Genomic DNA, 12,313 nt, shown 5'->3' on the forward strand with positions numbered 1-12,313 from the left:
TTTGATATGAATAAAACACACGTAATTGAACATTTTCGCTTTGCGCTTGAGGCACAACTGCAAAACGCTAAAGCAGCGGCAAAAGCGGCCCATGATGCAGCAACTCACGAAGAAAGTGTTGCTGAAACTCAATACGATACCTTGGGTTTAGAAGCCGCTTATTTAGCGCAAGGGCAAGCTGAGCGAGTTAATGGGTGCTACCGTGATATTCAGGCATTCAATACGGTGTTTAAAGAAAGCGAATTTAATAAGGTTCGTGAAGGTGCATTAGTGTGTCTTATCGATGAGAAAGATAACGCAAAGTGGTTCTTTATGGGCCCAAGTGCTGGTGGCTTAGTGGTCACCGTAAAAGAGCAACCGATTTATGTTGTTACCCGAGAAGCGCCGTTAGGTAAACAACTGATTGGCAAGCAAATTGATGATGAAGTAACACTGACTATTGCAGGAAATAAGCAGTTTTACAACGTGAGTGAAATACTCTGATATAGAAAGTTTATTAATTAATAAATTTCATCTTAAGGTAAAAAATATCTCGTTGGTCACAAAGTAAAAAAACCTCTATAAATCACATCAAGCTTAATGCTTATAAGCACCCATCTAGTTAAGTGAAGTTTAGCCTCATGCGTTCACTTAATTGGTTGGGTGTTTTCATTTTTTTCATAAGACTTAATTTAGGAAAAGTCGTGTTTAAAACCTTGATTGTGGTTGATAACAATGAGCAACGTATTGCTCAAAATTTCGAAAATGTCATTACCTTTGACACCTACTTACGTGATTACCCAAAACATAATGAGCCAAAAACGCGCATTTTAAACTTGTGTGATACAGGGCAGTATTTAAGTAAAGGTTATTATTGTTCTTTGCTTGCTGAAGCGAGAAAGCATCAAGTATTACCGAGTGTAAAAACAATTAATGCGCTCCGTAGCGATGAGCACAGCACGCGTCATAAAGAGCTCGCTGGTGGCACTGTCTTTTTTGGTCACACAGATCAAGAGCAGCAAAGTAAAGCAACCAAAGTATTATTCTCACAATATCCTGCGCCTATTTTGGTGTGTGATGAGCAAGGAGTTGTGAAGCAAGGTACGATTGCATCATTAGATGACACTGCCTTTACAGAGTTTGTAAAGCAACTCAGTAGCTTTACCGAGTCAGTGTGGCGCATTCACGATAAAAAACGTCGTTACCGTTGGGATATGGCTATATTGGTTGATCACCAAGAAAAAGTGCCGCCAAGTGATAAAGATGCTATTGCAAAATTTATTAAAGCTGCCGCTAAACATGGTATTTATGCTCAAGCTCTTACATTTGATGAAATTACCAGTATTGCGCAATTTGATGCGCTTTTTATTCGTCAAACAACGGCCATCGACCATCCAACTTATCGCTTAGCAAGTAAAGCACAAAGCTTAGGCTTAGTGGTGATTGATGATGCAGAGTCAATACTGCGCTGTTGTAATAAAGTATATTTGCACGATGCCTTTAATTATCAAAAAGTGCCGAGTTTAAAAACTCACGTTGTGGCTGATACAAGTAAAGAGACAATTGAAAGTTTAGAAGCAAACTTCAGCTATCCACTGGTATTAAAAATGCCAGAAGGCTCTTTCTCAAAAGGCGTATTTAAAGTTGCTAATCGTGATGAGTTAGTTGCTAAGTTAACAGAACTGTTTGAGTTTAGTGCACTTGTGCTTGCACAAGAGTACATGTACACCGAATACGACTGGCGTGTCGGGGTGTTAAATGGCCGTGCAATTTATGCGTGTCGTTATTTAATGGCTCGAAATCACTGGCAAATTTACAACCATGATGCAAAACGCTTTTTCTCAGGTGGTTTTGAAACCTTGCCAACGTTTGAGCTACCTAAAGTGGTACTTGATGCAGCATTAAAAGCTTGTAAAACGGTAGGTAAAGGTTTGTATGGTGTTGATGTTAAAGAGCATCAAGGTAAAGCATACGTGTTAGAAGTGAATGACAACCCGAGTATCGACCACAAAGTCGAAGATGCCTATTTAGGTGATGAGCTTTATATGATCATTATGGATGAGTTTAAACAACGCCTTGAAGCACGAGGCCGCGGTTAATGAACGCATCTGTTTGTCAAATCCGCTTTGCCAATGCAACGGATTTGACGGCTCTTGTCGCCATTGAAGAGCAAAGCTTTAGCCAAGATAGATTAAGTAGCCGTAGTTTAAAACGCTGGATCAGCGCAAGCCACGGCTTATTGATGGTGGCTGAGGTAGATAATCAACTGGTTGGTTATGGTTTAGTGTGGTGCCACAAAGGGACGCGCCTTGCTCGGTTATATTCACTGGCGGTTTTGCAATCTCAGCAAGGTAAAGGTATTGCTTCAAAGTTACTACTTGCGCTTGAAAATGAAACGGCTAAACGGGGTCGTTTATACATGCGTTTAGAAGTTGCGGTAAACAACCAATCAGCAATTCGTTTATATGAAAAACTGGGTTACCAGGTGTTTGGTCATTATAGTGATTATTATGATGACCATAGTGATGCCCATCGAATGCAAAAAAACATTCGTCGTAATATCGAATTTAATGCCGATAAGCACACGCCTTGGTATCAGCAAACAACCGAGTTTACCTGTGGTCCTGCGGCGCTATTAATGGCAATGTCATCCTTGAATGATACCGCAATGAGCCAACTCAAAGAGCTGGATATATGGCGTGAAGCCACGACTATCTTCATGACTTCAGGGCATGGCGGTTGCCATCCTCTAGGGTTAGCACTTGCTGCAATGAAACGTGGTTTTAAAGCTGATGTAGTTTTAAATACCCGTGATACTTTGTTTATTGACGGGGTAAGAAGCGAAAAGAAAAAAGCCATTTTGCATACCGTACACAATCAGTTTGTGGCTGAAGCAATCGCTGCAAAACTGCCTGTGAGGTATCAAGAGTTAACCTTGGTCTCCATTGAAGATTGGCTTGCTGAGGGTAAAGCGGTGGTGTTATTGATCAGCACCTATCGGTTTGATGGTAAAAAGTCACCGCACTGGGTGTGTGTAACGCATATTGATGAGCATTGCTTGTACGTGCATGACCCGTTTTGTGAAAACGAAAAACAATTGGCGATTGATTGTCAGCATGTCCCAATAGCCAAAGCTGATTTTAACAAAATGGCGAGTTTTGGTTCATCAAGACTCAGCACTGCGATGGCCTTTTATTTATAATTTTAATTGTTAGTTTGATTTGGAAGTACAGTGACTCTGAGTAGTTTATTTGATATTGCCCCTTATTCTTGGTCAGCAATTGGTAGCGCCGCATTTTGCGGCGCAATTATTGGTATGGAGCGTCAGTTACGCGGTAAGCCTGTTGGTATTCGTACCTCCGCATTAATTGTGTTAGGTACCTACTTATTTCTTGCTACTGCATTTATGTTGCATGGCGATGTGATAGACCATTCTCGTGTAGTGGGCCAAATTATCACCGGTATTGGCTTTTTAGGTGCCGGAGTAATGCTTGCAAAAGATGGCGCGGTAGTTGGTGTAACATCCGCTGCAACGATCTGGGTATTAGCATCAATTGGTGTTGTCATTGCCACCGACAACTTACTAGCTGCAATAAAACTATCTGTGCTAGTAGTAGGTATTTTATATGGTGTAGATGTACTTGAAGCTAAATTTAAGAGTTTAGGTCGCGGCGTGCATGCCCGTGTAAAACGCTATTCAAAGTTGTATTATCGAAAAGAAAAGTGAAATTAGAAGGTAATAGAGGTTAGAAGTTAGCAGTTAGAAGTGAGTTTCTAACCATAGGCCTTTAAATTCTTTTGGTAATAATATACTTTTAGCTCAAAAGGCACAAAGAAAGGGACTTATATATGAAATTACTCTTGTTTATTCTGATTCCATTCTGTTTTGTTATAAGTTCTATGGTTAATGCGATTGTACCAAACACTGAATATTACCAATCAGCGCTAGTGCACATTACTCAGTTAAATGAACAACTTTCTAAAGTTGAAATTGCATTGAAAACAGAACATAACAAAGACGTTTATCAACACTTGCAAAAAAATTTACAAGATGAAATTGTATTAATCCAAAAGCGAGTTGCTTTATACAAACAAATAGAGCAACAAAATTTGATCATGTATTCAAGCACCCATACATCAAAGTAGCGAATGGAAAAAAGTTACATAATTAAGCCAGCTCGTTTAGACGATTTGTTACTTGTTGAAAGTCAAATTCCTGAGTTTGATGGCCGAAATACCCTTAGCAAATTACAAGCACAGTGTGCAGATGTTGAGCACCTAGCTTTAGTTGCCTATATCGATAATAAGCCTGTGGCCTACAAACTGGGTTATGCGTTAGATTCAAACACCTTTTATAGTTGGCTTGGCGCGGTTGCGCCAGAATGTAGAGGGCAGGGCATTGCGCAGGCTTTATTAAACGCGCAAGAAGCATGGATTAAAGCCCACAGTTATCTAGCTATAAAAGTTAAGTCGATGAACCGTTTTCCTGCAATGCTGAGTCTGCTTATCAAAAATGACTATGCAATAGTGGGTTATGAAGACAGAGGCTGCTCAAAGACTAGCAAGATTATATTTACAAAAGACATTTAAACTAATTTACTTACTTCGGTAAGCTGATTAAAAAGTGTGCGCCGTTGTTACTTTCTTGTACACAGATTTCACCTTGTAGTTGTTGAGTAACTATTTTCTTCGCAATGCTGAGGCCAAGCCCTATACCTGATTGGTTGTTTTTACCTTTATAAAATGGGGTGAAAATGGAGTTTTGTTCACTTATGCTGATACCAGTGCCATTATCGGTGTAGTGAACTTTTAATACCTCATCAAAATCATAAATATCAATTTCTATAGCAGGGTTATCGATTTTGTTGAACGCATGCTCAATTGAGTTTTGCTGCAAAATAAAAAGTACTTGTTTTAGCAAGTCTATTTCAACTTCGAATTGGCTGTGAGGGTTTTGATAATTAATATCTAATTTGATACCACGATGTTTTATTTGCTCTTCTAAATGCTTGTACAGTGACTCCGAAAGCTGAGCTAACGTCATGATTGTTTTACTTGATTGCGACTTGGTATAAAGTAAATCTTGTAAAATACGTATTTTATAAGCGCAAGCTGTTAAGTTTCTGTCGAGTAATTCGTTGGTATTTATCAATGTCTCTAAAGTATTTTGCAGTGCTTGTTGGCTAAGTCGTTTTTTTATAAGTCTGGTTTGTGTTTCTTTGACAGCAAGTTGAGTAACATCTACTGCGGTAATACAGTTACCGAGTGGGGTGTTGAGCTCGTGCGCAATCCCTCTAATTAAAGTGGCTAGTTCAACAAATTGTTGTTGTTCAAACGCTTGCTTTTGTTGGTATAACAATTTGAGTTGCGTTTCAAAGCTTTGCTTTATGGTTTCGAGTAGTTTTATTACAGGCTCTGTGTATTCATGGGGTTTGCTATCAAGGATACAAATAGTGCCAAATGGTGTGGTGTCTCCAGCACATATTGGTAAACCTAAATAAGAAATCATATTAAGTTTGATATCTGGGTTTTCTTTCCAGTCCTCATCAATAAGTGCGTTGGGGATATTCAGTAAGTTCTGGGTTTTTATTACATGCTCACAGTAAAGACCTGAATCTTCTAACTCTTCATTATCACCAATTTCATAGGGGTTTGCTTGATTATCGTTTTTAGAAAAAACACTAATAATATTATTTTCTACCTTCATTACTAAGGCGACGGGTACATCGGCAAACAAGGCTAAAACTTCGAGCGTTTTATTCCAACTTTGCACTAATTCATCATAATCAAGCTGATACATTTTTTCTTTCTCAAACAAATACCAATACAACTAACTAAAAGCTTAGTAATAATTTTTAATTCAGCAACTTAAATATGATTTATCTGACTTAGACTTAGAACATTTCTTGCTATTTAGAGTTAGCCAAATAGTTTTCGTCTAACGACTGTACGGTATTCACTGGGTGTTTGTGAGAGTACTTTCTTAAATACCCGAGTTAAATGGCCTTGGTCGTTATAACCTACTTCTAGGGCAACTTCTTGAATTGATAAATTTGAAGACGCCAATAACTCTTTTGCGGTTTGTACTCGAAGCTGTTGCCAATACTCAACAGGGGTTTGGCTGGTGGCTTGACGAAAGCGGCGCGTAAAAGTGCGGTAGCTTAAACTAAATTGCGCCGCAATTTCTTGCAGGGCCAGTTCGGAGGTTAAATTGTTTTTTAGCCAAAATTGAATTTGTGCAATGAGCTCATCTGGGTGTTTATCAACGGCACCTTCAAGGTAGCGCTGCTCTTCATAGGGTTTACGAATTTCATGGGAGAAATTGCGCTCAACATGTTGTGCAGCTTCTCGCCCGTAATATTGACTAATAATATGCACAATAACATCGGCAAGGGCATTTAAACTCGCAACCGTATACATGCGCTCAGATTGCGTGATGAAAAAGTCAGGCTTAAGCTGCACTTTAGGATAGTCACGTTTAAATTGCTCTGCGTAATGCCAGTGAGTGGTAGCAGGGTGGCCATCCAATAACCCTGCTTCGGCAACTAAACAATTACCTGTGCCAACCCCAATGATATGGCTGCCTTGCTGCCAAGAATCACCAAGCCAATTCACCAAACTTTGCTGCTTGCTCACCACAGGACGCGGGTTTCGCCAAATCCCAGGCACAATAATTAAGTCACTAGCAGGCGCTGTGACGGTTTCGCAATCGGGCATAATTGAAAGCCCGGTACGATTAGGGATCGCTTTTAGACTACTTGCCACTAAATTGATGTTGAGAGGTTTAAATTCGTTCTGCTGACGATGGCTTTTTGCAAAGGCCTCACCAGCTCTGAGCATTTCAATAGGCAGGGTTAAACTGGTTATTAGTAAATGGGGATAAACCAAAATACTAATTTCAATGGCTTTTACTTGTTGAAGTTTCGTCACTTAAATTGCTCCGACCAGTTGTTTTTGGCCTATTGTGCATGTTATTTGGCTATTTAAGCATAAAGCGTGTTAATTAATCCATTTAAACTTGGCTTAATTCTCATAACACGTTTTCTCAAGGTTTTTTATGACAGCATTACCCGTTATTGTTGGTATGGGTGGTATTAATGCCGCAGGCCGCACTTCTTTTCATCAAGGTTATCGTCGTATCGTGTTAGACAGCTTGGACGCTAAAGCCCGTCAGGAGACATTTTTAGGCTTAGCGACTTTAATGAACTTAGTCACTCTTACTGAAGGTGTACTTAAAGATGCCCAAGGCAATACCATTGCCGAATCAGACATCGAAGCTAAGTTCGGTGAACAAATTTTAGCTGGCACACTTATTCGTAAAATTGAAAAAAATCACTTCGATGTGGATGCAACGCCATGGCAGCAAAAAATGACGTTAACAGCGTCAGATGAGCAGCAGATTGTTTTTGAAACGCGCCGCCGTGATTTACCAACCCCAGTACCAAGTGCTTGGCAGGTTGAAGAGTTAAGCGATAAAAAAGTGAAAGTCACAATTAGTGCAGATCTTGCTATTAAGCATGACAGTACCCGTGATAATCCAATTAAAGCAGCAGGCCAATTACCAACAGGTTTTGAACCTTCGGCTATGTATAACAGCCGTTATCAACCAAGAGGCCTGCAAGCGACTATCTTTGCCGCAACCGATGCAATTCGTTCGACAGGTCTGCCATGGCAGCAGGTAATGAACAGCGTTGAGCCAGATCAAATTGGCACTTACTCAGCTTCTGTGGCGGGTCAAGTTGATGATGAAGGCTTTGGTGGACTTATTCGTGCGCGTCAGCAGGGCGACCGTGTGAGCACAAAGCAACTTGCACTTGGCTTAAACACCATGTCGACTGACTTTATCAATGCCTATGTAACAGGTAATGTGGGTACAACCTTTACCACATCAGGGGCATGTGCCACGTTTTTATATAACTTACGTGCAGCAGTAAACGATATTCAAGCGGGACGTACGCGTGTCGCTATTGTGGCGTCTGTTGAGTGTGCAATTACACCTGAAATCGTTGAAGGCTTTGGCAATATGAGCGCTCTTGCGAATGAAGAGGGTTTAAAGCGTCTTGATAATTCAGATGTGGTTGATCATCGCCGTACCAGCCGTCCATTTGGTGAAAACTGTGGCTTTACAATTGGTGAAGGTGCACAAGTTGCTATATTAATGGATGATGCATTGGCATTAGAGTTAGGTGCAAATGTGTTAGGCAGCGTTGCAGATGTGTTCGTTAATGCTGATGGTATTAAAAAATCAATTACAGCACCTGGCCCTGGTAACTACATTACGATGGCAAAATCTGTTGCACTAGCCAGCAGTATTGTTGGTCAAGAGGCGGTACAAAAGCGTAGCTTTATTTTGGCACACGGCTCAAGTACACCGCAAAACCGCGTAACAGAATCACTTATCTATCATAAAGTGGCAGAGACATTTGCAATTGATAATTGGAAGGTTGCTGCGCCTAAAGCGTATGTTGGCCATACCATTGCGCCTGCCAGTGGTGATCAATTGGCTATGGCATTAGGTGTATTTAGTCACAACATTATGCCGGGTATTACGACAATCGATAAAGTAGCAGATGATGTGTACAGCCAACATTTAGATATTCGTACAGAACATTATCAATGTGATGCAATGGACATTGCATTCATTAACTCCAAAGGGTTTGGCGGTAACAATGCTACAGCGACTGTGTTATCACCGGCAATTACATTGAAGATGCTCGCAAAGCGTCATGGTGATGAGGTTATGGCGCAATATCAAGACCGTCACACTCAGGTAGCCCAAGCGCAAGCTGACTACCAACATCAGGCTGATTTAGGTCATTATGAACTTATTTATCGCTTTGGTGATGGCTTAATTGACGAAAATGACATTGAAATTAGTGAAGATTCAATGACAATCCCAGGTTTTGATAAAAAAGTTTTATTATCAAAATCAAATCCTTATCAGGATATGTTTTAAGATCAAGGCATGTTTAAGCACATTCTTGATTGCAAGGCGCTTTTAAAGCGCCTTTTTTAGTGCTATAAATGTTCCTATCAAAGGGAATTGGAGCAATTACTCATGATTAAATTAACTAAACTCGCTGTACTTTGTTCACTTATCGCATTACCTACTCAGGCTTTAGCTCGAGATGTCAATGACTTAGGCGTTGATGTTCAAGCTGCTACCTCTGCCTATATCGTTAAAAATACAAACCCCCGTTATCCCGGTAGTTACAATGGCTCTCGCTTAGAAGGCTGGGCATTAATGTCTTATGTGGTTGATACGCAAGGTAAGGCAAAAGACATTGAAGTGATCATGGCATCTGATACTCGCGGTAGCGAAGAAAACGCAGAGAAATATTTAACAAACTTAGAGTTTGCCCCCGCGACAAAAGAAGGCAAAACAGTTGAAGGTGGTTACCTGTTTTCATTTGAAGTAGGTAAGTATTTTAACGGGTACTCTAATGATAAAGCGAGCCGTGGTTTTATTAATGAATACGATGAAATCAATAAATTGCTACAAGCGAAAGAGTTTAAAAAAGCTGAATTAGCATTGGCTGAGTTATATAAAGATCATACTAAAAACACCTCTGAGCAGGCATTATTTGCTTGGTTGAAAAGCCAATATTATTACCATCAACAACAATGGTTTGGCTTTGACGAACAGTTATCTGTTGCCTATTTACTGCGAGCAAAACTGCCAACTGATATACAGTATTTAGTCGCTAAAAGTGCTCTACAATGGTACAGCTTTAAGGGCGATTTTAACCTTGCTTACAATGCAATTTATGCATTGGATAATATTGAAGGAAAAGAGTTTTCAGAAGAAAACAAACTTGCCACCATCAAGCAAATTGATGACTTATTAGCCCATACACCGCAGATCAATTCACAAATTAATGTTTCAAAAGATAAGCTGTCTTATTTATCTTTATCTCGCGGTTCAATCAAAATTGAAGGCGCGAGCGATGTCTCTAAATTGCAGATCCGCTGTGCTGATCAAGTCGTTGATCTTGAAGCAAGTGAGTCAGTTAACTACGTTATTGATGAGCAAAGCAGACAGTCGCGGTTTATTAGTTAAATCTGCAAACCCAGCTGAGATTAAAGTTAAACAAACTGGTTATGCCATCGTTAACTCAAAATTTGACGCCAGTTAATTGCTTACTTTAAGCGTTTTACATACTTAAGCGTTACGAAGTTAATCAGTGCCATTAAAAAGGCGATTTCGTAACGACTAAATGCCACAGCAATGCCGATGAGTCCCATGTTCCAAATACTGGCTGCTGTGGCTGTTCCATACGTTGAATTCTTATTCTTCAAAATGGCGCCACCGCCAATAAAACCAATACCCGTGATAATCCCTTCGAGCACTTTTGATTCAGCTTCAGAGCTTGTTAATACAGACATCCCAACTAATGCATAACCACATGATGCAACGGCAACTAAAGGAAATGTTCGAAGACCTGCACCATTACTGGTTTTTTCTCGATCAAATGCCATAGGGAGGGCAAGTAAGTAGGCAATTCCTAAATGAATTAAGTTATCGAGTATTTCATGCCAATCGAGATTAAAGTCCATGCTTTGCTCCTTGCTATCTAGATTATGATTGCGTTGCAATTTCAATACCCGATCAACAAATTGAATAAAATGAGGAAACTAGGGACATGTAGCCGGGTTTAAAAAAGGAGGGCTTGGTATAATTTGCGATTTTTACGCAGTGCTATGTCATTTTTTCAGCCTTTTGGCTGTTTGAATTTTAGCCATGCTAACAGTATGCTAAACACGCTGACTAAATAGGCTTCACATTGAAATATTCCATCTCCTCTCTAGAAAAGACCGCGCTTGCACTATGTATGTTTGGTGCATTGATTGCTGTGATTTTGCCTGATGTTATCACTGAGCAAGTTCAGCCGTTTGTACAAATGATTTTAAAGTGGACTGGTAGTGGTTTTTTCTTATTGGTTAATTTTTTATTGTTTGCCATCATTATTTTAGCCATTAGCCCACTCGGTAGCCGTAAAGTTGGTGGCGAGCAGGCTGTGGTCGAGTATTCTAATTTTGGCTGGTTCGCTATGTTGTTTGCAGCGGGAATGGGGTCTGGCTTGGTTTTTTGGGGCGTAGCAGAGCCTGCATTACATTCTCTCGACCCACCGCTTAAACAAAGCTTATACCCAGATAGACTAGCCAGTAGCCTCGCTTTAACCCTAGTGAATTGGGGCGCCCATGCTTGGGCACTTTATGCTGTTTTTGCGCTAGTGCTTGGCGGATTAACGCAATACAGTGGGAAGTCAGGAGATATTTGTGCCCCTGTTTTAACGGCGCTTGGTAATTGCATTGATAAGTCTGCAAAATTTACTGTGTCGTTTATTGTGAAGTTAATTGCTGTAATCGCTATTTTTTTTGGTGTCGTCGGCACCATAGCTAATTCCACTTTACTGATCAGTAAAGGTGTTGAAATAGAGTTGGGGGTTACTTCAACTTTATTAGTGGGTTCATTAATCGTTTGTTTGTTAGCCGTTATTTATTCGCTGTCGGTTAAATTTGGATTACGACGCGGGGTACAGTCACTGAGTATATTCAATGTGGTCTTGGCCTTTGCTTTACTAACCTGGTTATTAACTGTTGTGCCGATTGCGCCCATTATTAAAATTGCATTAGATGGAACCGGCTACTATTTACAGTTACTGGCGACCGGAACTTGGCAATTTGATAGCCAATTAAAAACGCCTGACTGGGCCACTCATTGGACATATAACTATTACTTTTGGTGGTTAGCGTGGGGGCCATTTGTTGGTGTGTTCCTAGCCAAAATTAGTCAGGGGCGCAAGGTTTGGCAATTTATTTTGGCGGTTGTGTGTATTCCAACTTTAGTCACTATTATTTGGTTTGCGGCCTTTTCTGGCGCAGCAATTGAATGGGATAGACTCAATCAAGCGGGCATTTTAGTCGCAATAAAACAGGATTATAGCCAAGGCTTGTTTGTATTTTTTAATCAATTAGACTGGCAAGGAACCGTGTTTATTTGGGCAAGTTTGTTATTACTATTGATATTTGTTGCTACATCCGCTGACTCTGCAATTTTAGTCATAAGAGAGCTGGTTGGCTCTGAGCAAAATAACCGTGTGACACTCTACGCATGGTGTTTAGCATTATTCATATGCAGCTTTGCATTATTACTGTTACAAGATGAGCCGTTAAATCGTAGCGTTGCAATTTTAGGTGCTTTACCTTTTTTATTAATATTCCTTTTACAGTTAGTCGGTTTTTTAAAAGAGTTTATTCGCGATATTTGTGATTAATCTACAGTTTTTTACAGTTAAATTACGCGTTTGTTATTATGCTTACAAAATAAGCT

The 12,313-nt window shown here is 40.0% G+C and carries 12 protein-coding genes; 9 read left to right on the top strand and 3 right to left on the bottom strand.

The window, feature by feature from the left end:
* The first annotated feature begins 6 nt into the window (after positions 1-6).
* The 6 genes from P4S60_RS06785 to P4S60_RS06810 all read left to right on the top strand — a co-directional run bounded on the left by P4S60_RS06785 (position 7) and on the right by P4S60_RS06810 (position 4,569).
* The gene (locus tag P4S60_RS06785) at positions 7-483 is read left to right on the top strand and encodes a transcription elongation factor GreAB (RefSeq protein WP_337115439.1); all 477 of its coding nucleotides are present in this window, start codon (positions 7-9) and stop codon (positions 481-483) included.
* A gap of 200 nt (positions 484-683) precedes the next feature.
* Positions 684-2,078: a RimK family protein gene (locus tag P4S60_RS06790; RefSeq protein ID WP_337115440.1), complete on the top strand. Its 1,395-nt coding sequence runs from the start codon at positions 684-686 to the stop codon at positions 2,076-2,078.
* The gene (locus P4S60_RS06795; RefSeq protein WP_337115441.1) at positions 2,078-3,181 is read left to right on the top strand and encodes a GNAT family N-acetyltransferase/peptidase C39 family protein; all 1,104 of its coding nucleotides are present in this window, start codon (positions 2,078-2,080) and stop codon (positions 3,179-3,181) included. Before P4S60_RS06790 ends, P4S60_RS06795 begins: the two co-directional genes overlap by 1 nt.
* Positions 3,182-3,211: 30 nt before the next feature.
* A complete protein-coding gene (locus tag P4S60_RS06800; protein ID WP_063705648.1) occupies positions 3,212-3,706 on the top strand; it encodes an MgtC/SapB family protein in 495 nt (164 codons plus the stop codon).
* A 122-nt stretch (positions 3,707-3,828) separates the two neighbouring features.
* The gene (locus P4S60_RS06805) at positions 3,829-4,125 is read left to right on the top strand and encodes a hypothetical protein (RefSeq protein ID WP_337115442.1); all 297 of its coding nucleotides are present in this window, start codon (positions 3,829-3,831) and stop codon (positions 4,123-4,125) included.
* 3 nt (positions 4,126-4,128) lie between these two features.
* Positions 4,129-4,569: a GNAT family N-acetyltransferase gene (locus P4S60_RS06810; RefSeq protein WP_337115443.1), complete on the top strand. Its 441-nt coding sequence runs from the start codon at positions 4,129-4,131 to the stop codon at positions 4,567-4,569.
* Between the two features lie 10 nt (positions 4,570-4,579).
* Here the strand turns inward: P4S60_RS06810 and P4S60_RS06815 are convergent, their stop codons facing one another.
* Positions 4,580-5,779 carry a GAF domain-containing sensor histidine kinase gene (locus tag P4S60_RS06815; protein WP_337115444.1) on the bottom strand — a complete coding sequence of 400 codons (1,200 nt, stop codon included), beginning with the start codon at positions 5,777-5,779 and terminating at the stop codon, positions 4,580-4,582.
* 119 nt (positions 5,780-5,898) lie between these two features.
* Entirely contained in the window at positions 5,899-6,909 is a 1,011-nt protein-coding gene (locus tag P4S60_RS06820) for a GlxA family transcriptional regulator (protein ID WP_337115445.1), read from the bottom strand.
* 127 nt (positions 6,910-7,036) lie between these two features.
* Here P4S60_RS06820 and P4S60_RS06825 point away from each other — a divergent pair, with 127 nt between their 5' ends.
* Together P4S60_RS06825 and P4S60_RS06830 are read left to right on the top strand one after the other, a co-directional pair.
* Positions 7,037-8,935 (top strand): beta-ketoacyl synthase, encoded by a 1,899-nt coding sequence (locus tag P4S60_RS06825; RefSeq protein WP_337115446.1) that lies wholly within the window; start codon positions 7,037-7,039, stop codon positions 8,933-8,935.
* A 102-nt stretch (positions 8,936-9,037) separates the two neighbouring features.
* Positions 9,038-10,039: an energy transducer TonB gene (locus P4S60_RS06830; RefSeq protein WP_337115447.1), complete on the top strand. Its 1,002-nt coding sequence runs from the start codon at positions 9,038-9,040 to the stop codon at positions 10,037-10,039.
* An 80-nt stretch (positions 10,040-10,119) separates the two neighbouring features.
* On the opposite strand, the gene P4S60_RS06835 is transcribed toward P4S60_RS06830, so the two are convergent.
* Positions 10,120-10,536 carry an MgtC/SapB family protein gene (locus tag P4S60_RS06835; protein WP_063705635.1) on the bottom strand — a complete coding sequence of 139 codons (417 nt, stop codon included), beginning with the start codon at positions 10,534-10,536 and terminating at the stop codon, positions 10,120-10,122.
* A gap of 227 nt (positions 10,537-10,763) precedes the next feature.
* Between P4S60_RS06835 and P4S60_RS06840 the strand changes: the two genes are divergently transcribed.
* Positions 10,764-12,257: a BCCT family transporter gene (locus P4S60_RS06840; protein WP_337115448.1), complete on the top strand. Its 1,494-nt coding sequence runs from the start codon at positions 10,764-10,766 to the stop codon at positions 12,255-12,257.
* Positions 12,258-12,313 lie beyond the last annotated feature (56 nt).

Origin of the sequence: Pseudoalteromonas sp. Hal040 (assembly GCF_037162425.1) — a bacterium.
Lineage (GTDB): Bacteria > Pseudomonadota > Gammaproteobacteria > Enterobacterales > Alteromonadaceae > Pseudoalteromonas > Pseudoalteromonas gelatinilytica.

What these genes read in the sequence shown, in the direction of transcription:
- P4S60_RS06785 (WP_337115439.1), top strand. Translation starts at nt 7, where the DNA reads ATGAATAAAACACACGTAATTGAACATTTTCGCTTTGCGCTTGAGGCA.
- P4S60_RS06795 (WP_337115441.1), top strand. Translation starts at nt 2,078, where the DNA reads ATGAACGCATCTGTTTGTCAAATCCGCTTTGCCAATGCAACGGATTTG.
- P4S60_RS06805 (WP_337115442.1), top strand. Translation starts at nt 3,829, where the DNA reads ATGAAATTACTCTTGTTTATTCTGATTCCATTCTGTTTTGTTATAAGT.
- P4S60_RS06810 (WP_337115443.1), top strand. Translation starts at nt 4,129, where the DNA reads ATGGAAAAAAGTTACATAATTAAGCCAGCTCGTTTAGACGATTTGTTA.
- P4S60_RS06815 (WP_337115444.1), bottom strand. Translation starts at nt 5,779, where the DNA reads ATGTATCAGCTTGATTATGATGAATTAGTGCAAAGTTGGAATAAAACG.
- P4S60_RS06825 (WP_337115446.1), top strand. Translation starts at nt 7,037, where the DNA reads ATGACAGCATTACCCGTTATTGTTGGTATGGGTGGTATTAATGCCGCA.
- P4S60_RS06830 (WP_337115447.1), top strand. Translation starts at nt 9,038, where the DNA reads ATGATTAAATTAACTAAACTCGCTGTACTTTGTTCACTTATCGCATTA.
- P4S60_RS06835 (WP_063705635.1), bottom strand. Translation starts at nt 10,536, where the DNA reads ATGGACTTTAATCTCGATTGGCATGAAATACTCGATAACTTAATTCAT.